Source organism: Flavobacterium sp. LS1R10 (assembly GCF_003968825.1).
Lineage (GTDB): Bacteria > Bacteroidota > Bacteroidia > Flavobacteriales > Flavobacteriaceae > Flavobacterium.
Map to the genome: position 1 here is coordinate 93,542 of NZ_RYDH01000002.1, position 23,759 is coordinate 117,300.

Annotated in this window: 22 protein-coding genes and 1 pseudogene; 8 read left to right on the top strand and 15 right to left on the bottom strand. The window is 33.4% G+C overall.

All coding sequences use genetic code 11. From position 1 onward, the window contains the following. Positions 1-15 precede the first annotated feature (15 nt). Entirely contained in the window at positions 16-1,671 is a 1,656-nt protein-coding gene (locus EKL96_RS05555) for a M1 family metallopeptidase (protein WP_126459328.1), read from the top strand. Positions 1,672-1,715: 44 nt separating this feature from the next. Here the strand turns inward: EKL96_RS05555 and EKL96_RS05560 are convergent, their stop codons facing one another. Beyond that, on the bottom strand, positions 1,716-2,552 hold the full coding sequence (locus EKL96_RS05560) for an AraC family transcriptional regulator (protein ID WP_126459331.1): 837 nt from the start codon (positions 2,550-2,552) through the stop codon (positions 1,716-1,718). Positions 2,553-2,707: 155 nt separating this feature from the next. On the opposite strand from EKL96_RS05560, the gene EKL96_RS05565 reads away from it, so the two are divergent. After that, positions 2,708-3,691, top strand: coding sequence for a phytanoyl-CoA dioxygenase family protein (locus EKL96_RS05565; RefSeq protein WP_126459334.1), 984 nt, complete (start codon positions 2,708-2,710; stop codon positions 3,689-3,691). 91 nt (positions 3,692-3,782) lie between these two features. Next, positions 3,783-3,962 (top strand): annotated as a pseudogene (locus tag EKL96_RS14280) (adenine phosphoribosyltransferase); the annotation flags it as partial. Here EKL96_RS14280 and EKL96_RS05575 read toward each other — a convergent pair. The 4 genes from EKL96_RS05575 to EKL96_RS05590 form a co-directional block, all read right to left on the bottom strand. After that, entirely contained in the window at positions 3,959-4,099 is a 141-nt protein-coding gene (locus EKL96_RS05575; RefSeq protein ID WP_091170625.1) for an SsrA-binding protein, read from the bottom strand. The pseudogene EKL96_RS14280 and the gene EKL96_RS05575 overlap by 4 nt on opposite strands. A gap of 39 nt (positions 4,100-4,138) precedes the next feature. Beyond that, on the bottom strand, positions 4,139-5,992 hold the full coding sequence (locus EKL96_RS05580) for a M56 family metallopeptidase (RefSeq protein ID WP_126459337.1): 1,854 nt from the start codon (positions 5,990-5,992) through the stop codon (positions 4,139-4,141). Positions 5,993-6,015: 23 nt separating this feature from the next. Further along, complete coding sequence (locus EKL96_RS05585; RefSeq protein WP_126459340.1) at positions 6,016-6,384, bottom strand: BlaI/MecI/CopY family transcriptional regulator; 369 nt, start codon at positions 6,382-6,384, stop codon at positions 6,016-6,018. 283 nt (positions 6,385-6,667) lie between these two features. Further along, on the bottom strand, positions 6,668-7,885 hold the full coding sequence (locus EKL96_RS05590; protein ID WP_126459343.1) for an MDR family MFS transporter: 1,218 nt from the start codon (positions 7,883-7,885) through the stop codon (positions 6,668-6,670). Positions 7,886-7,979: 94 nt separating this feature from the next. Here EKL96_RS05590 and EKL96_RS05595 point away from each other — a divergent pair, with 94 nt between their 5' ends. The 5 genes from EKL96_RS05595 to EKL96_RS05615 all read left to right on the top strand — a co-directional run bounded on the left by EKL96_RS05595 (position 7,980) and on the right by EKL96_RS05615 (position 11,668). Then, entirely contained in the window at positions 7,980-8,582 is a 603-nt protein-coding gene (locus tag EKL96_RS05595; RefSeq protein ID WP_126459346.1) for a DUF1684 domain-containing protein, read from the top strand. Further along, positions 8,582-9,247 carry a TatD family hydrolase gene (locus EKL96_RS05600; RefSeq protein ID WP_126459349.1) on the top strand — a complete coding sequence of 222 codons (666 nt, stop codon included), beginning with the start codon at positions 8,582-8,584 and terminating at the stop codon, positions 9,245-9,247. The genes EKL96_RS05595 and EKL96_RS05600 overlap by 1 nt, the downstream gene beginning before the upstream one ends. Before the next feature lie 17 nt (positions 9,248-9,264). After that, entirely contained in the window at positions 9,265-9,978 is a 714-nt protein-coding gene (locus EKL96_RS05605; RefSeq protein ID WP_126459352.1) for a ThiF family adenylyltransferase, read from the top strand. Positions 9,979-10,095: 117 nt separating this feature from the next. Continuing rightward, positions 10,096-10,770 (top strand): HAD family hydrolase, encoded by a 675-nt coding sequence (locus tag EKL96_RS05610; RefSeq protein ID WP_126459355.1) that lies wholly within the window; start codon positions 10,096-10,098, stop codon positions 10,768-10,770. Positions 10,771-10,822: 52 nt separating this feature from the next. Continuing rightward, entirely contained in the window at positions 10,823-11,668 is an 846-nt protein-coding gene (locus EKL96_RS05615) for a DUF2911 domain-containing protein (protein ID WP_126459357.1), read from the top strand. A 252-nt stretch (positions 11,669-11,920) separates the two neighbouring features. Here EKL96_RS05615 and EKL96_RS05620 read toward each other — a convergent pair whose 3' ends face one another. The 10 genes from EKL96_RS05620 to EKL96_RS05665 form a co-directional block, all read right to left on the bottom strand. Next, positions 11,921-13,645 (bottom strand): sodium:solute symporter, encoded by a 1,725-nt coding sequence (locus EKL96_RS05620; protein WP_126459360.1) that lies wholly within the window; start codon positions 13,643-13,645, stop codon positions 11,921-11,923. Positions 13,646-13,767: 122 nt separating this feature from the next. Next, the gene (locus EKL96_RS05625; protein WP_126459363.1) at positions 13,768-16,299 is read right to left on the bottom strand and encodes a PIG-L family deacetylase; all 2,532 of its coding nucleotides are present in this window, start codon (positions 16,297-16,299) and stop codon (positions 13,768-13,770) included. Between the two features lie 134 nt (positions 16,300-16,433). After that, on the bottom strand, positions 16,434-16,964 hold the full coding sequence (locus EKL96_RS05630; protein WP_126459366.1) for a hypothetical protein: 531 nt from the start codon (positions 16,962-16,964) through the stop codon (positions 16,434-16,436). Between the two features lie 176 nt (positions 16,965-17,140). Continuing rightward, positions 17,141-17,647 carry a hypothetical protein gene (locus EKL96_RS05635; RefSeq protein WP_126459370.1) on the bottom strand — a complete coding sequence of 169 codons (507 nt, stop codon included), beginning with the start codon at positions 17,645-17,647 and terminating at the stop codon, positions 17,141-17,143. 176 nt (positions 17,648-17,823) lie between these two features. Next, positions 17,824-18,141: a hypothetical protein gene (locus EKL96_RS05640; RefSeq protein ID WP_126459372.1), complete on the bottom strand. Its 318-nt coding sequence runs from the start codon at positions 18,139-18,141 to the stop codon at positions 17,824-17,826. Between the two features lie 247 nt (positions 18,142-18,388). After that, positions 18,389-20,209 (bottom strand): hypothetical protein, encoded by a 1,821-nt coding sequence (locus EKL96_RS05645; RefSeq protein ID WP_126459375.1) that lies wholly within the window; start codon positions 20,207-20,209, stop codon positions 18,389-18,391. A 63-nt stretch (positions 20,210-20,272) separates the two neighbouring features. Next, positions 20,273-21,502, bottom strand: coding sequence for an AI-2E family transporter (locus EKL96_RS05650; RefSeq protein ID WP_126459378.1), 1,230 nt, complete (start codon positions 21,500-21,502; stop codon positions 20,273-20,275). 182 nt (positions 21,503-21,684) lie between these two features. Next, positions 21,685-22,221: a mechanosensitive ion channel domain-containing protein gene (locus EKL96_RS05655; protein ID WP_126459381.1), complete on the bottom strand. Its 537-nt coding sequence runs from the start codon at positions 22,219-22,221 to the stop codon at positions 21,685-21,687. A gap of 7 nt (positions 22,222-22,228) precedes the next feature. Continuing rightward, positions 22,229-22,813: a Maf-like protein gene (locus tag EKL96_RS05660; protein ID WP_126459384.1), complete on the bottom strand. Its 585-nt coding sequence runs from the start codon at positions 22,811-22,813 to the stop codon at positions 22,229-22,231. Continuing rightward, positions 22,806-23,675, bottom strand: a complete 870-nt coding sequence (locus tag EKL96_RS05665) for a geranylgeranylglycerol-phosphate geranylgeranyltransferase (RefSeq protein WP_233579269.1) — start codon at positions 23,673-23,675, stop codon at positions 22,806-22,808. The genes EKL96_RS05660 and EKL96_RS05665 overlap by 8 nt, the downstream gene beginning before the upstream one ends. Positions 23,676-23,759 lie beyond the last annotated feature (84 nt).

Here is a 23,759-nt window from a genome sequence, read left to right on the forward strand (position 1 = left end):
TAAAGTAAATTCACCATGAAAAAACAATTCAGTCTTATTTTGATCTCTTTCCTTATTTTTAATGGTGTAAATGCGCAAGGACTTTTGGAAAAAAAAGAGGAAATATTTACCAGACAAGATACTTTGCGCGGCAGCATCACCAAAGAAAGAGCGTGGTGGGATGTAAAACAGTACCATCTTGATATTAAAGTAAATCCTGCTGACAGTACTATTTCAGGTTCCAATACAATAAAATATCAAGTCGTTCAGGAATACAATAGTATGCAAATTGATTTGCAAAATCCTATGGAAATTTATAAAGTCATTCAGGATGGAGTAGCTTTAAAATATAGAAGAGAAGGAAATGCATTTTTTATTGAATTGATTGCATCTCAAACAAAAGGAGCCATAAAAAAGTTAACTGTTTTTTACGGAGGCAAACCAAAAGTTGCTGTAAATCCGCCATGGGATGGAGGAATTACTTGGAAAAAAGATGCTAATGGGAATTCTTTTATTGCTTCTTCTTGTCAGGGATTGGGTGCGAGTGTTTGGTGGCCAAACAAAGATCACATGTATGACGAAGTGGAAAATATGCTGATCAGTGTAAATGTTCCTGAAAATTTGACAAATGTATCTAACGGTCGTCTGATCAGTGTTAAGCAATTAAAGGACGGAACCAAAACCTATAATTGGTATGTCTCAAATCCTATCAATAATTATGGTGTAAACATAAATATAGGAGATTATGTTTCGTTTTCAGAAAAATATAAGGGAGAAAAAGGCGATTTAGACTGTACCTATTATGTTTTGAGAGACAATTTGGCGAAAGCCAAAAAACAATTTCAGGATGTTCCAAAGATGTTGAAAGCTTTTGAGCACTGGTTTGGACCATATCCTTTTTATGAAGACAGTTACAAGTTAGTTGAAGCTCCGTATTTAGGAATGGAACATCAAAGTTCAGTGACCTACGGAAATAAATTTAAAAATGGTTATTTAGGAAGGGATTTAAGCGGAACGGGTTGGGGATTAAAATTTGATTTTATCATTATCCATGAATCCGGACATGAATGGTTCGCCAATAATATTACGTACAAAGATATTGCTGATATGTGGATTCATGAGAGTTTTACAAACTATTCTGAAAGCCTTTTTGTAGAATATTATTATGGGAAAGAAGCTGGATTTGAATATATCCGAGGGACCAGAAAGGGAATAAACAATGATAAGCCGATTATAGGAAACTATGGTGTAAACAAAGAAGGATCTGGTGATATGTATCCAAAAGGAGGGAATATGCTACATACTTTACGCCAAATTGTAAATGATGATGAAAAATGGAGAAAAATATTAAGAGGTTTGAACAGTACTTTTTACCATCAAACGGTATCGACTAAACAAATTGAAGATTATTTAAGTCAGCAAGTTGGAATCGATTTAGCTACCTTTTTTAATCAGTATTTAAGAGATACCAGAATTCCTACAGTAGAATATTTTTTCAAGGATAATCAATTAGGATATCGCTGGACAAATTGTGTGTCAGGTTTTAACATGCCTGTTAAAGTAACGCTGAATGGCAATGAAGAATTGCTACAACCAGAGACAGAATGGCAACGTGTTTCTGTAAATACTGAAAATTCAAAATTGGAAATAGATAAAAACTTTTATGTAGCCAGTTTTAATATTACGGAATAAATTACAAAAGGTATGTTTCTGAAATTTAGGAAACATACCTTTTTTTATCTTTTCTTAAACTGTATCGGATTTTCACCCACTACTTTTTTGAAAATTCTATTAAAATATGACAGACTTTCAAAACCACACTCAAAGCACGTTTCTGTTGCATTTTTATCAGTTTTTAAAAGTATTTTAGCTTGTTCTATTCGATACTGATTTAAAAATTCAGTAAAAGTCAATCGGGTCATTTTTTTAAAATAACGACAAAAAGCGGCTTTGGATAAATGAGTCAAACGAGAGATTTCTTCAATAGAAACAGCCCTTTGGTAGTTTTCTTCTATAAATTTATATACTACTTTTAATCGCACTTGTTCTTTGTTATTGTACAGATTCTCAAATGGTTTATCGTGTAATAGTGTCTTTTCATTTGCTGTTGCTAAAATCTGAAATATGGACAGTACTTCTATAAATTGTTCAAAATGTGATAAAAGATGAATTTTTTGAAGCCTTTTGCCAATTTCATCTTTTACAGCTCCATGAAAACAAACCACCTTTTTAGAGTTCTCAAATAATTGATTAATGAAAGCTAGTTCAGGAGTGGTGATAAAGTCATTTTTGAAAAAATCTTCTTTTATCTGTAAAACTACTTTTTCATATTCGGTTTTAATTCCATAATCAAAATTCAAATGCGGAATATTAGAACCTATAAAAACCAAATCACTTCCTTCAAAATCCCCAATATGGTCACCTACGCGTCGTGTTCCATTTGGTGCTACAATGAAAGTCAATTCAAATTCAGGATGAAAATGCCAATAATAAAAATTATTCAATTTTGGATTGACCAATATTCTAAAGGAACTACCGGCTAATCTTTTTATATCCTCAAAAACTATTTTCATACCTCGTTACTGCTATAATTGTTCAATATAATACATATACTTGTCTAAAGTTACTAAAATAAATCAATATTGTACAAATAGCAGTACATTTTGTGAAAGTAATTAAGGTTCACTTTTTCTAATTTTGGAATAGTAATAACACGAAATAGATAACTATGGAAAAGAATAAGCAATCAATGGTTCCCACAATGGCACATAACAATGCCCACAAAGATATTCCGGGAAATCCATCGACAGCAAAATCCAGCACAACAAAATTAAATGATCGCTCTAATGGTAAACCTCTGCGTTTGCTTACTGAAGCCGATTGGAAGTTTTGGATTGAAAACGGGTATATTGTAATAAAAAATGCTGTTCCGAAAGAAAACGCTAAAAAAATGGCCGATTTCCTGTGGGAATTTGAAGAGAAAAATCAAAATGACCCAGAAACTTGGTATGCGCCACCAAGAGCCGAAATGCAAATGAAAGAACTTACCAATAGCGGTATGGTTGAAGTGTACAATCATCAATACCAATGGGATAATCGACAAATGAAAAAAGTATACGATGCATTTGTAGATATTTGGGGAACGGAAAAATTATGGGTAACCATTGACCGAGCAAATCTAAATTTACCAGTCCGTCCGGATTTTGATTTCAAAGGATTCATACATTGGGATTATGATCCTGAAACAAAACCTCAAAACGTACAAGGAGTTCTCGCTTTGGCAGACCAAATGGATGAAAATATGGGAGGATTTCAATGTATTCCTGATTTATATCGAAATTATGATACTTGGAAACTGACACAACCGAAAGATAGAAATCGATTTCAACCGGATACCTCTGAATTTGAAGGCAAATTTGTTAAAGTAAAAATGGAAGCAGGAGATTTATTGATTTTTAACAGTTCACAACCGCATGGCATTCGCCCCAATATTACAAAAGATAAAGTGAGAATGGCACAATATATTTCTATGATGCCAGCGGAAGAAGAAAATGAAGAACTACGTCAATGGAGAGTGAATTCCTGGAAAGACAGAATTGCACCTGAAGGATATGCCTTTCCTGGAGATCCCCGTAAATGGGAACAAACCAAATATAAAACGGCAGCGCTTAGTGAATTGGGAAAAAAATTATTGGGAGCAGAGAAGTGGTAACAATAAAGTAGACTATGTTTTTATCGTAATTTAAAAAGTCTCTTGCTATAAATAATTTTACTATTGGCTGACATAATTTCCAATTTCAGAAGACCGAATTCTGATTCACGATGATGTTTTGGCCACCGAAGGAACGGCAAAAGTAGTTTGTGAATTGGTCAAAAGATTGGATAGAGAAATTGTACAATGCAATTTCCTAATGGAATTAGCTTTCTTGAATGGAAGGGCAAAAATCAAAGGAAATGAAATTTTTTCCGCAATTACGTATTAATCCAGCGCACGTGTGGTTACGTAATATCTAAAACCAATAATCGCCATTTGCCATTTTTTGGCTTTAGCCAAATCCAATCGCTGTTTGGTGAAACTAGGTAAAATAACTTTGTTAATTTGGGCTAGGATTTTATACATATCATTTTGTTTAATGTAAAGATATAAAAAAAGACGGTCTTAATTTAGATCGTCTTTCTGGGTTTTTATGAGGATTTTAATTTTTTGAAATTCTTTTGTTTCAATTTCAATAATTCCATTTAATGCTTTTTCTCCATATTTTTTTAACGCATTCTGTTTTGTGCTTTCGGGTCCATTTGATGGTTTTTGTGCACCTACTGAAAAAATATCCTCTGGCTTTAATTTATCCAAAGCTTGATAATCACTAATTTTTCCATTAATAACTATAACTGCTTCTTTATAGTTTACATTCTTATCATTTTGAATTCTCTTAATATTGTCTTCTGGCGCAAATGTTCCAAAATTGATCTCCCAACCTTTATTATCCTTTTTAACAGGGTCGCCTTTTGCAGCTTTAGATTTAAAAGTTGGTGCAGCAGGTGGTGTTGGTGGCTCAGGTATCATCTCTTTACCATCTAAATAACTTTTAGTAATAATACGGATTGAATTCTTAGCTGAAGTACCATCTTTTTGAATATTTACTGAGCTAATATAATTTGGATTCATGCTTTCAGCCTCTAGTGGGCTTACTTTTTTTCCGTCAATAAAATATTCTGCATCGTCAGGAATACCATTTTTTTCTGTCGTTATCTTTGTAACCGTATACGTGGTTTTTGGTTTTTGAAGAATTTTTAAACTATTGGGATTCACATTTTCTAATCTTAAATCCGTTACTTGTGTATTAGAATTAAAAATATTTGTACTTTTTGCTGTTTTACCTTTTGTTACAATTCTAATTATAGATTTGTTATTCTCCTTAACAACATCCATCGTAGTTATGTCATTAGGATTCGTTCTATCTAATTCTTCTTTACTTACTTTTTTTCCATCGATAAAAATCTCTGTATTTTTATCAATACTGTCATTTTTAAAACTACTGACTATAAGTACTTTAGCTTTTTTAATACTGTCTTTTTCTTGCTGAATTTCTAAAGCAGCAGTAACTGGATGTTTTGATTCTACTTTGATGGTTTCTTCTTTTACTTTCTCCTGAGCAATTACATCAATTTGAAATAAAAATACAAATGCAACTAAAGCAGGAATAACGACTGCGTACTTCCAGGAATTCGATTTTTTTGATTGATTTTTGTTTAACATAACGATTCGTTTTTTGATTAATGATTGATAAAAATGATTTGTAATGGCAACACAATTCTCGTGTGTTGTTATTTTTAAAAGCGTCAACTGATACGCTTTTTTGTCGGATATCTTTTTCGTGGCTTCGCTGTCAGCAATGAATTCCAAGTTTTGGATAATTGCTTTTTTATAAAACCAAATGAATGGATTAAACCAAAACACAATACAAAACAATCTTGAAATTAATACATCAACAGTATGATTTTGCTCACTATGAACTTTTTCGTGTTCCAAAATATTTTCTAATTCGGAACTGCTGTACAAAGACGAATTGTAAACGATAGTATTAAAATAAGAGAAAGGAGCGAGGTTGTCTTTTAAGTCTATAAATTTAAAATTCGCTTGACGTTTTATGGTTTTTCCTTTTACTATTTTTTGTAAACTGTAAAATTCAAAACCAAATTTAGTGAAAAGGCATAATGTGCCAATGCAGTACAGCACTGCTAATGCCAGAAAAATATATTCTTGCGTGTGGTCTTCATCAATAATTGTACTTATGGGCAATGATGACCAATCATAATTTACAGGAGTAGGTTCTACCCATATTGTTTTAGTAAAAACAACTAACGGCAAAAGAATGGAAGTGAATAATCCCAATAACAAAAACCAACGATTGCTTGTGAAAAAAGTTTCTTTTCGCAACATAAAATGATACGCCAAATAAAACAAGGCAATTAATCCGCTGGATTTGATGAGATAAATATAAAATACTTCCATAATTAATATTGTTAATCTAAAGTTTATATTTCCTCTTTATGACTTTCAATCATAGCCAAAATTTCCCGTAATTCAGCTGCAGATATTTTCTCTTCTTTGGCAAAATGCGATACCATATTTTTATATGAGCTGTTGAAATAATTATCAATAGCAGTATTCATGAATCGTTTTCTATAATCTTCTAAACTTATAATAGGAAAGTATTGGTGTGTGTTTCCAAAGGCATTGTGCGACACAAATCCTTTTTCTTCCAGATTGCGCACAATGGTTGAAAGTGTGTTATAATGGGGTTGATCTTCTGTGATTTCTGCAAGGACTTCTTTTACGAATGCTTTTTTGAGCTTCCATAAAATGTGCATGATTTCCTCTTCTTTGTTGGTTAACTTTTGCATAATTTTTTATTTAAACCAAATTTACAACTATTTTTTTAGTTATCAAACTACAAATGTAGTTTTTTAACTATTTTTTTAGTTTTAACGTGTTTTTGCAGTTTTTTGGAAATTAATTATCCTTTTAATCAAAAATGTTATCATCATAAGGAGACTGCGTGAGGGGTAGAAGCTAGCTACCGAAGTAGCGCGTATAACCCGACGCTATAAAGAAAAGGGGCTAATAACGATTTTGTTGATAAGCCCCTTTTTTTTATAGGGTCACGCCCAAAGAATGATAATGGAATTAATTGTGTTCTTTTTGAACGAGTTTTTGCAGCCAGATACAACCTACCACTGCTAAAATACCTAAACTTCCCATGACAAACCAGTTAGCTTGGTAGCCAAAAGCGGCTATGATTTCTAGTCCTGTCTTAGAACTCGCAATGTGTGCTAAGCTGAAGCTCATCGTGAACAAGGCCATATAACGCCCTTCATGCCCCTTTGGTGCTCGGCTTAGCGCAAATGAATTAGAGAAAGGGAAGATGAACATTTCACCAAAAGTGATAAAAAGAATACTAACAATTAGTATTCCAGCCCACATATTGATGAGTAAAACATAAAAACTCAATGACATTAGCAGTGCGCCCCAAAGAATAATTTTGAGTATACTGATGCCTTTTCTTTGAGTGAAACTTACAATTGGCATTTCCAGAAAGAAAATTAACAGTCCGTTTAAAGACAATAAAAGTCCACTTTGAAACTCGGTTAATCCAAATTTTTCATTATGATATAAGGGTAAAGTGGTGAAAAGTTGAAAGAAAAGCATGGCTGTTATGAAACAAACAAAAAGGAAGATCCAGAATATTCTGTCTTTGAAAACAGAGGCTGGTATCTCAGTTTCGCTATTGGCGGAGGCTAAATCGGCAGGTTTTTTGCGTTCTTTTACCAGTAGGGTGAAAATTAAAATAGATACAATACACGAACTTCCATCCACCCAGAATAATCCGCTGTAACCTAAATTCATAATGATTAAACCACCTAAAGCGGGTCCAGCTGTGAAGCCTAAATTTACCGCTAACCGAACTAAAGTCAGTGCTCTGGTACGATTTTCAGGTTTAGCATAAGTCGCCAAGGAGACAAACATGGCGGGACGAAACATATCAGCAACGGTCATTATGACAAACATTCCAATGCACAATCCCCAGAAGGTCCGAATGTATTGTACAAAAAACAAAAGGATTCCGCTGGTGAATAAACTGAAAACCATGATTTTATAAAAGCCTATTTTATCGGATAATTTGCCACCAAGCCAAGATCCCAGCATAGAACCAAAACCAAAAGCAACCATAATCCATCCCACTTGTGCGTAGGATAAATTCAAATCTTCTTTTAAATACTTAGATAAAAAAGGCAAAACCATCGTACCGGCGCGATTTATAAAAGTGACGAGCGTTAGAATCCAAATTTCTCTGGTAAAGCCTTTGAAATTATTAATGTAGCGTTGAAAAGCAGTTTGAAACATGTATTTGTTATATTTTGCAAAGGTAGAAAACTTTGTACCGATGCGTCTTTGTGTCCTAGTAACTTTTAAACTATTTTTGCATAAAAATAAGAACATGAGAACGCTATTTACTTTATTTCTTTTGATTCAATTGAATTTAGGCTTTGGCCAATATAAATTTGACGTTTCGGCTGTAGCCAAATTTCAAAAGGAATTAAATTCAGAATATGCCGATGCAAAGACAAGTCCGTTGACTCCGAAAGATTTAGCGGAATTCAAAACACTTGATTTTTATCCTGCAAACGAAACTTTTTATGTGGTCGCTAAGTTAGTAAGAACAAAAAAAGAGAAGCCTTTTGAAATGAAAACATCTACGGACAGGAAACCATTGTATGTAAAATATGGGGAACTTTCTTTTACAATTGACGGTCGGGATTTGAAACTGAATGTGTACAAGAATATGGAGCTCTCAAAAAAAGAGGAATATAAAGACTATTTATTTTTACCGTTTTCAGATCTGACTACAGGAAACGAAAGTTACATTGGCGGGAAATACATTGATTTGAAAATCCCAAAAGGAGATGCTATTGTGATTGACTTTAACACGTCATACAATCCGTATTGCGCGTATAATTTTACATATTCCTGTCCAATAGTACCATTGGAAAATGATTTGGATATCGAGATAAAAGCGGGAGTTAAAAAATTTCACAACTAATGGATTTCTTTAATCTGCATACACATAAAGATACGAATCAACCAAATGTGTTGGAATTATTAAATCAATATCCACAGGAATTTGATGCAACAATTCCGTATTATTCCATCGGGATTCATCCGTGGTTTATCGTTGAAGAACGAATAGAAGCTGATTTGGCGATAATCGAAAGTAAATTACAAGAGGGGAATTGTCTCGCTGTAGGTGAATGTGGACTGGACAAACGCATCGAAGTTTCAATGGAATTGCAACAGTTGGTTTTCGAAAAGCAATTGCTTTTGGCGCAGCACTATCAAAAACCAGTGGTAATACACTGTGTCGGTGCTTTTCAGGAAGTGATTGCAATTACGAAAAAATTGAATATTTCAGTTCCAATGCTGATTCATGGGTTTTCCAAAAATGCCCAAGTCGCTAAACAATTAGTGAACAATGGATTTTATATTTCGTTTGGGAAATATTTATTGCTAAATCAGGACCTAGAAGCTGTTTTTAAAAGCGTTCCTGATAATCGATTTTTTTTGGAAACAGATACGGTGGATGAAGGGATTGAAGCAGTTTATGAATTGGCAGCAAAATACAGAGGAATTTCGCTGGAAGAAATACAGGAACTTGTGAATAGTAATTATAATGAAGTTTTTGATTTCAGAATTTTTCAAAAACATTAAACTTTAAACAAAAAACAATGGCAGAATGGACAGAGAGAGCCGAACTTTTATTCAAAAAAGAAGGTTTAAATAATTTAAAAAAGGCAAATATATTGGTTGTAGGATTGGGTGGTGTTGGTTCTTTTGCGGCCGAATTTTTGGTAAGAGCAGGAGTGGGAACGATGACTATTGTTGATGGTGACGTAGTTGATATTACCAATATAAACCGACAATTGCCTGCTTTACATTCAACTGTAGGACAACCAAAAATTACTGTTGTTGGGGATCGATTAATGGACATTAATCCAGAATTAAAATTGACGCGTGTACAGGAATTTCTTTCGCCAGAGCGTGCTTTCGAAATTGTATCGGAGGAATTTGATTATGTTTTGGATTGCATTGACAGTGTGACTCCAAAGCTGAATTTGATTATTGGAGCCAAACGAAAAAGAGTAAAAATCATCAGTAGTATGGGCGCAGGTGGGAAAATGGAAGCTTCAAAAGTGAAAGTGACTGATATTACCAATACCGTGAATTGTTATTTTGCCAAAACCATTCGAAGACGATTGAAAGAATTTAAAATTGATAAACTGAAAGTGGTTTTTTCTTCGGAAATTCAAGATGAAACGAGTTTAAAAATGACGGATGGATCCAATTTCAAAAAATCATTTTATGGAACCAATAGTTACATGCCTGGATTATTTGGTTTGTATGCTGCAGAAACCGTGATTCGCTATTTACTTAAGAAATAGTGGTGAGAATTCAGCAATCAGTGGTCAGTAATTAGTGATTAGTGGTCAGTATTCAGAATTGAAAATCAGTGTAAACGAAGAAATCTAACAATCTAAGTATTTTAATAATCTAAAAAAATGATACAAACCGTAATTTTTGACATGGATGGTGTAATTGTCGATACTGAACCCGTACACCGTTATGCTTATTTCAAACAATTCGAGGAATTGAATATTCCTGTTTCGGAGGAAATGTACACCTCATTTACAGGAAATTCTACTCGGAATATATTTCAGAAATTGAAAAAGGTTTTTGAAATTGAACATGAAGTAGAGGATTTGATTCAGCGAAAAAGGTCTATTTTTAATGATGCTTTTGATAGTAAAGATAATTTGGAATTACTGGAAGGTGTTGAAAGTCTAATCATAGAATTGCATCAAAACGGCATGCAATTAATTTTGGCTTCTTCGGCTTCAAAAGTTACCATAGAGCGTGTGTTTAATAGGTTTAAATTGCATGACTATTTTACGCATGTGGTAAGCGGCGAAGATTTCCCTAAATCAAAACCACATCCTGCTATTTTTGAACATGCTGCTTCATTATCGATTGCCCCAAAAGAAAATTGTATCGTTATTGAAGACAGTACAAATGGAATAAAAGCGGCTAAAGCTGCTGGGATTTTTTGTGTGGGCTACAACAGTATTCATTCTGAAGCACAAGATTTATCGGAAGCAGATGTAGTGATTAATCATTTTAACGAATTGGATTTTGAGGCAGTTAGAAATATTCAATCTAAATTAAGGAATAATTAACAGTACAAAGGCATTGAATTTGTAAATTTGGAAAACATTTAAAAATTATAATATGAAAAAAATAATCATTGCACTGGCTTTATTTATGGTCGGTTTCAGCGCTGAGGCTCAGTTAAAAACACCTCAATCAAGTCCGAAAATGACGCTTATGCAAACAGTTGGTTTGACTGATGTAGAAGTTAACTATTCAAGACCAAGTGCCAGAGGAAGATCCGTTTTTGGAAATTTAATTCCTTTTGGAAAAGTATGGAGAACTGGAGCTAATGAAAATACAACTGTTTCCTTTAGCGATGATGTGATTATTGATGGTAAAACATTGAAAAAAGGAAAATATTCATTGTATACTATTCCGAAAATAGAAAGCTGGGAGATACTATTTTATAAAACTACTGATAACTGGGGTAATCCAGAAGAGTGGAAAGAAGAAAATGTAGCGCTTAGAGCTACTGTTAAGCCTGAAACAGTGAATAAAAGTGTGGAAACATTTACTATTGGAATTAGTGGTTTAGACAATAATTTTGCCTTTTTAGAAATCTATTGGGAGAACTCCTATGCTGCTTTAAAATTTGAAGTGCCAACACAACAAAAAACAACGGCTAACATCGAGAAAGCATTAGCTGGACCAGCTAGTGCAGATTATTTTTCTGCTGCTCAATTTTTATTCCAATCGAATGGTGACAATGCAAAAGCATTGGTTTATGTAAACAAAGCGTTAGATATGTCTAAAGACAAACCGTTTTGGTACAACAGATTGAAGTCATTAATTCAAGCTAAACTTGAGGACAAAAAAGGAGCAATCGAAACGGCTAAGGCATCACTTGCAGCGGCTGAAATTGCTAAAAACCAAGATTACGTGAAAATGAATAAAGACAGTATTACAGAGTGGAGTAAAAACTAATTACTCTAACGTTTTTATATAAGAAGATCTCGTCTCCATTTAGAGATGGGATTTTTTTTTTGAAATTTTGGACTGTGTAATTTATTAGATGTTTGCATAGTATCCATGGGATTATCATTACTCACCAGTTCGCTCTTGCTCGTTTCTGCGGAAGAAGAGATTTTTATATAAGAACTTCTGAAGTAAAAAAAATAACCGCAGATTCACGGATTATCAATATAAAAATCTGTGAATCTGCGGTTATTTTTTTATTTAGGCTGTTATCTCTCTCTGTTTTCTAAAAATGGTCCATTGCAACAATAATGAAATTACAATTGTAAGCATTGCACCAATGAAATTCAGCCACAAATAACCCAGTTTTTCTTCTCCGCTCGGGAAAATATAAATGGCGTAATAGTAGATGATAAAAATAGTAATCTGACTTACTACAGCGCTATAAAAAATGGCTTTAGATTGTACTTTATGGATGTAAAAACCAACTAAGAAAATTCCAAGGACTGTTCCATAAAATATGGATCCAATGATGTTTACCAGTTGAATTAAATTTTCAAAAAGCGTTCCAATACAAGCAAATAGTATGGCTATAACCCCCCACAATAAGGTAAAGAATTTTGTCGCATACAGGTAGTGTCGTTCCGATTTTTCTTCTTTTAGATTGCGTTTGTAAATATCAATTGCGGTGGTAGAGGCCAGTGCATTCAATCCCGAAGCGGTAGAGGACATAGCAGCCGAAATAATTACGGCCAGTAACAAACCAATAAGCCCTTTGGGTAAATAGTTGAGAATAAAGTGAAAAAACACATAATCTTTATCATTGGTCTCGCTATTACTATCAGCTTTCAGAATTATTTCTTTGGCACGATCTCTTAAATCTTTTTCTTTATTGGATAAAGTCACTAATTCTTTCCTAAGCGTTGGATTGTCATAATCCTGATTGAGCTGGTCGATGTACAAAAGATTAATTACTTTTTTGTCTTCGGATAAATCGTCTAATTTTTTCTCCAAAGCATTGTATTCGCTTTTGTAAGCTGATTTTTCAATCATGGCTTTATTATTTGGATTAAAATTTAACGGAACAGGATTGAATTGGAAAAAGACAAAAACCATAACTCCGGTCAGTAAAATAAAGAACTGCATAGGTACTTTTAAAAGTCCGTTCATGATTAGTCCCATCTGGCTTTCTCGAACGGATCGTCCGGATAAATAACGTCCTACCTGCGATTGATCGGTACCAAAATAAGCTAATGCCAAGAAAAAACCTCCTGTTATTCCGCTCCAAAAGGTATATTTTTCCTCTGGATCTAAAGAGAAATTAACAATATCCATTTTATCATTTGCCCCAGCAATATGCAACGCACTGGAGAAAGTCATATCATTAGGTAAATAATGCAAAATCAGAAAAAAAGTGATTAGCATTCCGGACATAATCACAAACATTTGCTGTTTTTGAGTTACATTCACTGCTTTGGTTCCACCCGAAAAAGTATAAATGATAACTAATACACCAATAATAATATTCATGTAAGTAAGATTCCAACCCAATAAAGCGGACAAAATAATTGCCGGAGCGTATATGGTCAATCCGGTTCCTAAACCTCTTTGGAACAAGAAAAGGATGGCAGCTAGGGAACGGGTCTTCAAATCAAATCTTTTTTCAAGGTATTCATAAGCTGTATACACTTTGTATTTGTGGTATAAAGGGATAAAGGTGACACAGATTACCACCATAGCAATTGGCAGTCCAAAATAGAATTGCACAAAACCCATACCGTCATGATAGGCTTGCCCCGGAGTAGAAAGAAACGTAATTGCACTGGCTTGTGTGGCCATAACAGAAAGTCCTACAACATGCCAAGGTGTTTCATTACTCCCTAAAATAAAGTCTTCTACATTTTTACTGCCCTTGGTTTTCCAAGCCCCATAAATTACAATAAACAATAAAGTTACTATCAGTATAATCCAATCAAATAATTGCATAATTTAAGCGTATAATTTCATGATGAGACAAAAGATCAGGATGTATATTGCATTGGCTACAAGTACCCAAGTATAATTTTTCTTCCAGGTTTTTATTTTTTTTGTTTCCATTTTAAAGTGGGTTAGTTCTTGATTTTTTGAACAGGAATTTTTTCAGATGATTGTAGCGAAATAATATTAGAAATTAATTTATAGGCACCAGTAACGCCTTCAGGTAATTCTCTAAAAAAACTTAAGCCGGTATAAATATAGTGTCCTTTTCCGTAAGGAGCAATAAGTAATGCACCATTTTTAGGGCTTTCCCCTTTGTCATTTGAAGATAGGATAGGAGTAAAGGCTTTGTCGTACTCATTGGGGTAATACAATCCTTGTTCTTGTTTCCAGCCTTCAAAGTCTGTAGCTGTAATTTGGTTTGGAAAATTCAAAACAGGATGGTGTGGCGCTAAGAATCGGACTTCGGCATCTTCTTCGGTCACTCGGTCTCGGGAGAGTTTCAAGGGATAAGGTGCAATAGTATTGGTAACAAGATCTCCTGCAGTATTGTACTGAACGATCATTGTTTTTCCGGATTTTACAAAATCAAAAAGTATATTTTGTTTGTTTGCCAGTGCAGGCAAGATATTATAGGCACGAACACCTGTGATGACTACGTCGTACAATTCTAATTTTTCAGGAGTAATTTCTTCAGGTTTAAGTAGTGTTACGGCATATCCTAATTGCGTCAGGCTACTGGGAACTTCATCTCCGGCACCCATAATGTATGCGATTTTTTCACCATTTGTTTTTAAATCCGTTTTAATGCATTTGGCTTCAGCCAATGTTAAAACTTGCTGTTTTGTGATGTGGTCATACTTAATGATAATTTGTTCTTTGTCAAATTGTTTATTGTCAATTATCGCCACGCTTTTGGCTACAGCTTCTTCGGATTTATTTGGTGCAGTTACCTCAAAATAAACAATTTGTTCCGTTCCCTTTTTTTCAATGTTAAAAGGAATCGATTTAGGAAAAACACCCCAGTTTTCAGGTAATTCAAGTTGTAAAATTCCTTTTACGGAGTCTTTTCCAGTTTTGATTTTTACGGCTACAGCTTTCTTTTTTGTGTCTTTAAAAAGCAATACTTTGTCTATAATTGAAGTAGTAACTTCGGGAACAATGTCCAGATAATTATATACTTCCCCTTTTACATCATCGTTGTATTTATACACTACGGTTCGTTCAAATGGAATTTCAATCTCATTGATTTTAATATTAAAAATCACTTTAACTTCCCGAATAATATCTGGAATCCCTATGTTTTGTTGTTGCTTTACTGCGTACATCCCAACTGTTCCTTTTTCTTTTAACCAATATGGTTGTGTGTAGTTAATTGATTCGGGTAATTTTAAATCTAAATTAATGGTGTTTAGTATGTTGTTTTTTAAATCCCGATTTTGAGGTGTAATATTTTGATTAGGTATAGCGGTCACACTCATTAATTGTATGGGTACGGAGCTTCTATTAATGGCTTCGAGTTTCAATTTAATAGTGCTTCCGGGAGTCGCTTCCTGATTTTGGGCAACGGCTTCAAGATACAAACCAGAACAGGCCGATATAATTTCTTTTATGGCTTCTGATTTCAGTGGCGACCACTGATTTTCGTCCAAAGCTTTCATCATAGCATAGGCTTTCGCCAAATCTGGAATGCTTGCCGAAGGATTATTATGGTCGAATTCAGCGGTAATAGTTGTCAATAATTCTCCGATTGATTTTCCCTCTTTTATTCGGTTCCAAGAAGTATCGATTCCTTCAAAAAGTGATTTCTTATCTTTTAAAGCATCTCCATTTATAAACTCTAAATATTCTGTTTCCTCCCCACGGGCTCCAGTGCTACCAAACCCTTGGGATTGATGGCGGCTCCGACTTAATGCGGCTATTTCCTGATTTGATTTTCCTAATCCAGCGTAATAAACTCCTGTTTGCAGCGCAATTAAATTCGTTTTATGGGCAGCATTAAATTTTTCGATACTTCCATAAAACCACCAAGACGTATTAAAAAACTGTCGTTTGGTTTGCCAAGGTGTTACAAATTGCAATTGCTCGGGAAAAATTGTTGGATTGTTGGCCAGTTCAAAACTTTCTACGCTTAACATTGCTGATGCCGTGTGGTGTCCGTGAGTGGTTCCGGGCGAACGATGATCAAATCGATTAATAATCACATCGGGTTGAAATTTCCTGATGGCCCAAATAACGTCAGCTAGTACTTGTTTTTTATCCCAAATTTCTAATGTTTCTGTTGGATTTTTAGAAAAACCAAAATCATTGGCACGGGAAAAAAACTGTTCTCCTCCATCAATTTTTCGGGCTTCAATAAGTTCTTGGGTTCTTATTACTCCTAATAATTCCCGCAATTGCGTGCCGATTAAGTTTTGTCCACCATCCCCGCGTGTCAAAGACAAATAGCCGGTTCTGGCCTTTTGTTCATTGGATAAATAAGAGATCAACTGGGTGTTTTCATCATCAGGATGTGCGGCTATATAAAGTACGGAACCTAGAAAATTAAGCTTTTGAATTTGATTATAAATTTCAACAGAATTTGGTTTTTGAGGTTCTTGTGCAATTGTTATTTGGCAACATAAGAGAAATATTAGAATAGCTGATGCGTGTTTTTTTTGCATTTTTTAAAATTTAATTGCAGTAACTTCAAATGTAGGAATTAAATAATTTCTTCTGAAATATTTTTGGTTTTCTTTAATAATTAAAAAGAGAGAGAACCAATTTTGGTTCTCTCTCTTTTTAAATTAAGGTGTGACTAATCTCGATCATGTCCTTTTCCCTTTCCATGTCCATGACCATTGCCGTTATTTCGGTTGTCATGTTTTTTATATTCTCTTCGGTCATCATTATCATATCTTCTATGATTATCATTCCCCCTTTGGTTTACATAAACGCGACGATTATTGTTGTGCCCAATATTTCTTTGTTCTCTTCCATGATAACCTCTATGATATTTTACTTTGTGATTCTTAAAATTACTATAAGGTCTTGAACCGTGATAATCGTTTAATACTACTTTATATCCATCATATAAATCATAGTTTCTATATTGATTTGGTAAATATCTGGAACGTATCCATCTTCCTCCACCAAAATAAATGAACTGTGTGGCTCTTACATCATAATAAGCTTCAACATCCGGTAAATAATAATATTCAGCTTCTGCGTATCCTATAGGTCCCCATGATGGAGCAGTACCTATGTTTAAATTTACTGAGACTTGTGCATGTATTGTGCTTGATGCAAAGAGTATAATTCCTACGATGATTAATTTTAATGTTCTCATTTTTTCAAATATTTAATTTGTAATATTTTTTTATAATAACTTGTTATTGCGATACTTTTGTGAAATTCCAACAACTGTGCCAAAACAAAAAAATTAACATTTAATTAAGGATTAATGTTCTAAAAAAAAGAGTCTCATTGCTGAGACTCTTTTTATAAATTATTATGAAATCAGTATTAATGTTTTCCATTTCCATTATTTCCTTTTCCACCTTTATTGCCATGTCCTTTATTTCCATGTCCTTTATTTCCATGTCCGTTATTCCCATTACTTTTGTACACTTTATTGTTATTACTGCGGTTAGAACCTATTGATTTTTGTGGTTTACCTTTGTATCCTTTGTAGTATTTTACTTTGTGTGTTTTAAAGTTACTGTATGGTCTTGAACCATGGTAATCGTTCAATACTACTTTATAACCATTGTATAGATTATAATTTCTGTATTGATTAGGTAGATTTCTTGAACGAATCCAATTTCCTCCACCAAAATAAATGAATTGTGTGGCTCGTATATCATAATAAGCTTGAACATCCGGTAAATAATAATAATCTACAGCTGAATAACCAACTGGCCCCCATGCTGGTGGACTACCTATATTTACATTTACTGAAACCTGTGCTTGCATCGTATTTGCGGATGCAAATAGTATAATTCCTGCGATGATTAATTTTAATGTTTTCATTTTTCGAAATTTTAATTAGTAATTATTAGATAGTAATTTTAGTTACTATTTTATCTCGTTTTGAAGTAAAACCAACAATTATGCCAATATCAAATAATTAACATTTACTTTGTTATTTTACTTCATAAAAAAAGGAAACGATTATTCGTTTCCTTTTTCTACAGGTATAAATTTATTTACAATAAAAGTATCAATAAAAGGATAACGATTATAATTGCACCTACAGATAAGTATATACCATTTCCTGTAGATTTTAATTCTGCTTTGATAGCACGTACTTCTTTACGTAATTCTTTTTTTTCAACTGAAGTCAAAGACGATTTATCCATCGCTTTTATTTCATCAAGTCTATTAAGCAAAACTTTTACTTCTGCAGGCACTTCTTTAGGAGTATTTAAAATTACAGTTGGATTTTTTTCAGCGGCTAACATTTGTGTTGGAAGAACACTAATTGATAATACCATCATCATCAAATAAAAGGTGAATTTTTTCATTTTGTTTGGTTTTTAGTTAAAATTTTAACACAATAAAAGTAAACAATAAAACATAATTTTTTCTTATAAAATTAAGGTATTAAATTATATAATTCACACCCTTCATTGTGTACTGTATCGTAATTTTCTAAAAAAAGTGTCCTGTAGATAGTGTGTTCAATATAATCCCATACAAATTGAACTGTTTTCGAAGGATATTAGTATTATGCGAATATTTTTTTGGAATAATTTATATTTATAAAGCGTATTATTTGTAAAGCACGGTACGGGGTTTTGTCAGTTCGAAATCTTGAAAACCAAAATCAGTTGTTTCAATTGCATTTGTTTTGAAAATATTTTCGCCATTTCCAGGAATGGACGGATAGTAGGACAGCGAAATTTGAAAAGCACTAAATACCAGAAAATCATTGTTGATAATACATCCAATTCCAATTTTTGAATAGGCTTTACTTTGAGTCAATCCCTTATTAGGATTTCCTAGTACGGCAATGGAATAATTACAATAGGGATTGATTCTAAATCCCCAAAGATCCCATGGCGCATAGGCTTGGGTTTGTATGGTTAAGAGTGCTTTTTGGGTTCCATATTGAGCACTATTAAAGCCCCGAAGTCCATAATTTTCATTGATATTTAGCTGATCGCCAATAATATTGACACGGTTTATACCAATAATTACCTGGGGCTTGATGAACTGTCTCCATTTCCATTTTCCCAGACTCATCAAGTTTGTGAAATAATTTGCCTGAAAAGAAAAAGCGGTTTGCTGCGTAATTGATTTTTCAAAAAAGGTACCTATCTCTACATTAGCACTTAAAAAGCCCCATTTATAATAATTTCCAAAAGCCGCTCGGGCAGCAAGATACAAACGCCTCAAATTGTTTTTATATTGATAGCCAGAAGTGATGCTGTAAATTTTGCCAATGGGGACATCTTCTATAATTCCATTTTTGAAAATATAGTTGTCTTGCACGAATTTACGTGAACTAATACCAATCCCGAAAAGAGCAAGTTTTTCACTAGAGTAGAAATCAGTGGCATCATAGAGGATAGTTGGGCTTTCCAGATATTTTATATTTAAAAAACGTCCTGCCAGAATCAGATTTGTGGTGCGCTGGTTTTCTGTTCTTCCTTTAAAAATAGAAAAGGCACGTCCAAGCCATAAATCCTGCGAATTGTATTTGAAATTTTGATAGGTAAATACGGAATTGACATCAGCAAGGGTGTCTTTTCTAAATTGCTGGTCTATGTATATTCCCCCTGCCCATTTTGTAAAAGCAGAGTAAAAGGGACGGTCTACATTGAGGCTTTTGCTGTAGTAATTGTCTAAATCTATCCGGTAATTCAGAGTTGTCTGAATGAAGGTATTCTGGATGTTAGGAACGCTATAGGACAATCCATACGCGCTTTTTCCGTCGCTGAATCTGTTTTTGAATTCATTTTTGAATTCATGGCCAGTGCCTAGAAAATTACGATCATTGAGTTCAAAATTAGTTCTTGAACTGGAAATGGATCCCTTGGGAATAATACTCCATGTATCTAAAACCCGAAAGGTGACATCTACTGAATCCGGGCTGTTCTGAATTAATTGTGGGGTTACGTCAACGCGACTGATGTATCTTTGAGCTCTAATCAATCGTTCTGATTCTTTTACTAATAAAGAATCGAAAGGTGTGTTTTTTGTTATTAACAGTACATTCTTAATAGCGAGTTTTTTTGTTTTGATATGAATTCGGTTTCCAGTTCGTTCGGCCCAGTTTTTAGGGGCTCTGGCGGTATCAATATCAGAATACCCAAAAGGGTCTAAAGTGATAATAGTAATATTTCTGATCGTTTTTCCTTCAAAAGTTTCGTATTTTTTGGGAATTACTTTTTTCTTTGTTTTTTTTATAGTTACGGGCCTGAAAACTAATTTATGAACAAGTGTTGTAAACTTATTTTTTTTAGAATAGGATTGAATTTTTTTGTAAACGCCAGCGGAATCTTTTTCTTTCTGGTTTACTTGTGAAAAAGAAATCTGGTGGCAACAGACGATCAAAAAGAATAAAATCAGCTTTTGCTTTTTAGTCATTATACAAAATTAATTTAAAAATTGAGAAAGAAAAAACCAGCAAAACATTGATAAACAATTGGTTTAAATAGACTCACTTGTTTTATTAAGGTCAGTTTCTGCTTTATTCTCTGTATTGTTTTCCGTTGTTGTCTCAGTAAAAACAGGAACTATAAGATCCGTTTTAATTATGGTTTTTTTAGAGGATGCATCTGAATCGAATAGCGGTAATTTGATACTATGCCAAGTATAGGTTTTGGGCAAATGATCTCCCATTAAATACCCCCAAGGTTCTAATGACTCAATTCGGTCAAAAATTACCTTAAGAACCGCAATTATGGGTAATGCTAAAAACATTCCGGCGATTCCCGCAATGGCTCCTCCAATAATGATTCCTATAATGGATATAAAAGCATTTATTTCTACTTTTGAACTTACTATTATTGGGACAAGGATATTATTATCTATTAATTGAACAAAGATGGTAACCACAATTATACCAATAATTATGGATAAATCCGGAGAACCAGTCAATGAGGCAATAATGCTTAAAATTCCGGCAAAAAGGATTCCTATATAGGGAATTAGATTTAGAATTCCAGTTACAACACCCAGCAAAACAGCATATTTCACGCCAATAATAATAAATCCTACAGTAGTCATTACCGACACTAAAATGGTCTCGATAATTAAACCTACAATATAACTGTTTATAGCAACTCTAATATTTGTTAAAATATTTTTTAATTGTTCATGATTCTCTTTTTTGAATAGTTTAGACAAAAACAATAAAAAATGAGTCCTGTATAAAAGAATCAAAAAAGTATAAATAGGGATTAAGGTCAAATTTAGTAGCGTATCCGTAAATGACAATAGCGTGGTACCAATGATTTCTTTCCCTTTTTCCATAGAATCTTCAGTAGCTGTATCCAGATATTGTTTTTGTTCCCAAGAACTTAAATTGAAATGTTCACTGAGAAACCGTTGAATATTACTAATATGAATAGTTATGTTTCTTTCAATTTTATCAAAATCATCTGCAAAATCACTGATTTGAAAGGATAGAAATACAAAAAGGCCTAAAAAAAGCAATACAAAAAGCAGTACCGCCAGCATAACGGCTAACACATGGGGAAAGTAGAGTTTAGATTTTAAAAACTGAACGATGGGGTACAACAATATCGCAAATAAAAAGGACATCATTATGGGAACTAATATATCCTGACCAATATAAAATATAAAAATAATAGCAATTAAGCTCAATAAAACGAGCGTAAGTTTTGCGTAAAATGGAAATTTTAAAAGGTCATTCATATCTTTTTATTTTTTTTTAAAGACAAAAACAATTCAATAGTAAATTATTTATTTCTAATTGACAAATATCCAGCATTTAAAAAAGTAAAACATTATATATTTTTCAGCAATAGTTATATAATTTCCACTTCAATAGGATATTTTGCAAGATGATGTTTGACCATTCGTTCAGCAAAAGTAAACTAATCCGTAAATTCTTTTTGATCGGCATAATTGTTTAGTATCGAAATTCCTTTTTGCAAAAGCAAGCTGTTCGGATAGATGATTTTTTCTCCATCTATAGTTTTCAAATACACATGAAAAGCCCCTATATCTTCAATTTGAGCTTCAATAGGAAAATCTTTGTCATGAATTTTTATTGTATCTCCAATTTTAAACGGAAAAGAAAAAAACAAAATAACTCCAGAGGTGATGTTGCTCAAAATAGACCATTGAGCAAACATAGCGACACCTACAACGGTGGTAATAGAGGAAAGTGCAATAATAATATCCTTTGTCTGAACGCCCCAAATTAGTATGACAGCTATAATTGCAAGAATATTTATAAATAAATGAATGTATTTGATGACTAAATTAGTTCGATGCTCCAGTTTTTGGTTTGATTTAGCATAGCTGCGTACTAATTTTGCAGCAATAATTCTCAAAAAAATCAACAGCAATCCCAGGATTCCTGTGGCCACCAGTTCTCTGGAATACTCGTGAAATATAAATGTATCCATAATGCAATCAGTCTAATTTAGTTAAGTAGTCATATACTTTATCCGTAGGCATTCCCATCACATTAGCATAGGAACCTTCAATTTTTGAAACGCCAATAAAACCAATCCATTCCTGAATACCATAAGCACCCGCTTTGTCATAGGGCTTGTAATTTTCTATATAGTAGCGAATGGATTCCTCACTCAACGTGTTAAAAGTGACTTTTGTTATTTCATGAAGCAGGACTACTTTTTCATTTGTCTTAAAGCAAACAGAAGTAATTACTTGGTGAGTAGCATTCGATAATGATTTCAAGATTTCAAAAGCATCCTGTTCGTCTTTTGGTTTGCCTAGCGCTTTGTTGTTGTACCAAACAATGGTGTCACTGGTGATTAGGATTTCATTGGACTGTAATTCACCGTCAAAAGCACTGGCTTTTAATTCGGCCAAATAGTTCGTGATTTCGTACGCTTTTAACTCAGGAGGATAAATTTCTTCGATTTCTTTCAATCGAATTTCAAAATCTAAGTCCAAATCTTTGAAAAACTGCTGCCGTCTTGGCGATCCTGAAGCCAGAATAATGGTGTATTTTTTTAATTTATTTTTAAGCATTATATTTTATATTTAAACGAATAACAATAACGGATAAAATTCCTAAAAGAAGGATCCATTTTAACAATATACTCAAGATGCGACACTCTCTTTTTGATTTTGCAGACCAAATTTTTAAAGTGAAATAAAACAACGGACCTACAACAAATAACAACATATATAATGTTGCAAACACCAATTCTAACAGGTACCGATGAATATAACATACGATAAAAAATAGCGGAATCAAACTTAAGCCGGAAACTATTTTTGCCGTTCTGGATTTTCCAATTACAATAGGTAAGGTACTCATTCCTTGATTATAATCGCCATCTGTATCTTCTATATCTTTGACAATTTCCCGAAGCAGATTAATAACAAAAGCAAAAATAGCATAATCTATCAAGATAGAAAAAAACAAGCCCATTTGTTGCTGATTATTTATTGTTGTTGCAGGAAATAAATCGAAAACTCCAATGATAATCACACTAAAAGAAAGTAGTAAAGCCACAATGATATTACCAATAAGCATCATTTGTTTCAGACTGGTTGCATACAAATAAAGTGTTGCGGCAACCAAAATAAAAATAGAGGCAAAACCTGGTTTTCGTATGACATTCGACAAATAAAAACCAATCATTACCCCACTTGACGTAAGCCAAATATACAGATTATAGGCTTGAATTTCCGAAATGGTTTTGCCCACAATCACAGCATTTGGTTTATTGACGGCATCTGTTTTTTGGTCAAAGATATCATTGATCACATAGCCGCCTGCAGCGATCAAAGCAGTTGATAAAATTAATAATCCATACTGCCAATCCGATAACGCCAAAGAAATATTCTGAACGTGTAAAAAACCATACCTGAAAACAAATTGCATAAAAGCAAGCATTAGCAAGTTCTGGTATCGAATTAGTTTTAAAAAAGGAACCACAGATGTTATTTGAAATTTATAATTTAACAT

What these genes read in the sequence shown, in the direction of transcription:
- EKL96_RS05595 (WP_126459346.1), top strand. Translation starts at nt 7,980, where the DNA reads ATGAGAACGCTATTTACTTTATTTCTTTTGATTCAATTGAATTTAGGC.
- EKL96_RS05605 (WP_126459352.1), top strand. Translation starts at nt 9,265, where the DNA reads ATGGCAGAATGGACAGAGAGAGCCGAACTTTTATTCAAAAAAGAAGGT.
- EKL96_RS05565 (WP_126459334.1), top strand. Translation starts at nt 2,708, where the DNA reads ATGGAAAAGAATAAGCAATCAATGGTTCCCACAATGGCACATAACAAT.
- EKL96_RS05615 (WP_126459357.1), top strand. Translation starts at nt 10,823, where the DNA reads ATGAAAAAAATAATCATTGCACTGGCTTTATTTATGGTCGGTTTCAGC.
- EKL96_RS05555 (WP_126459328.1), top strand. Translation starts at nt 16, where the DNA reads ATGAAAAAACAATTCAGTCTTATTTTGATCTCTTTCCTTATTTTTAAT.
- EKL96_RS05635 (WP_126459370.1), bottom strand. Translation starts at nt 17,647, where the DNA reads ATGAAAACATTAAAATTAATCATCGCAGGAATTATACTATTTGCATCC.
- EKL96_RS05610 (WP_126459355.1), top strand. Translation starts at nt 10,096, where the DNA reads ATGATACAAACCGTAATTTTTGACATGGATGGTGTAATTGTCGATACT.
- EKL96_RS05575 (WP_091170625.1), bottom strand. Translation starts at nt 4,099, where the DNA reads ATGTATAAAATCCTAGCCCAAATTAACAAAGTTATTTTACCTAGTTTC.
- EKL96_RS05560 (WP_126459331.1), bottom strand. Translation starts at nt 2,552, where the DNA reads ATGAAAATAGTTTTTGAGGATATAAAAAGATTAGCCGGTAGTTCCTTT.
- EKL96_RS05650 (WP_126459378.1), bottom strand. Translation starts at nt 21,502, where the DNA reads ATGAATGACCTTTTAAAATTTCCATTTTACGCAAAACTTACGCTCGTT.
- EKL96_RS05640 (WP_126459372.1), bottom strand. Translation starts at nt 18,141, where the DNA reads ATGAAAAAATTCACCTTTTATTTGATGATGATGGTATTATCAATTAGT.
- EKL96_RS05660 (WP_126459384.1), bottom strand. Translation starts at nt 22,813, where the DNA reads ATGCTTAAAAATAAATTAAAAAAATACACCATTATTCTGGCTTCAGGA.
- EKL96_RS05655 (WP_126459381.1), bottom strand. Translation starts at nt 22,221, where the DNA reads ATGGATACATTTATATTTCACGAGTATTCCAGAGAACTGGTGGCCACA.
- EKL96_RS05600 (WP_126459349.1), top strand. Translation starts at nt 8,582, where the DNA reads ATGGATTTCTTTAATCTGCATACACATAAAGATACGAATCAACCAAAT.
- EKL96_RS05590 (WP_126459343.1), bottom strand. Translation starts at nt 7,885, where the DNA reads ATGTTTCAAACTGCTTTTCAACGCTACATTAATAATTTCAAAGGCTTT.
- EKL96_RS05585 (WP_126459340.1), bottom strand. Translation starts at nt 6,384, where the DNA reads ATGCAAAAGTTAACCAACAAAGAAGAGGAAATCATGCACATTTTATGG.
- EKL96_RS05620 (WP_126459360.1), bottom strand. Translation starts at nt 13,645, where the DNA reads ATGCAATTATTTGATTGGATTATACTGATAGTAACTTTATTGTTTATT.
- EKL96_RS05645 (WP_126459375.1), bottom strand. Translation starts at nt 20,209, where the DNA reads ATGACTAAAAAGCAAAAGCTGATTTTATTCTTTTTGATCGTCTGTTGC.
- EKL96_RS05580 (WP_126459337.1), bottom strand. Translation starts at nt 5,992, where the DNA reads ATGGAAGTATTTTATATTTATCTCATCAAATCCAGCGGATTAATTGCC.
- EKL96_RS05630 (WP_126459366.1), bottom strand. Translation starts at nt 16,964, where the DNA reads ATGAGAACATTAAAATTAATCATCGTAGGAATTATACTCTTTGCATCA.
- EKL96_RS05665 (WP_233579269.1), bottom strand. Translation starts at nt 23,675, where the DNA reads ATGCAATTTGTTTTCAGGTATGGTTTTTTACACGTTCAGAATATTTCT.
- EKL96_RS05625 (WP_126459363.1), bottom strand. Translation starts at nt 16,299, where the DNA reads ATGCAAAAAAAACACGCATCAGCTATTCTAATATTTCTCTTATGTTGC.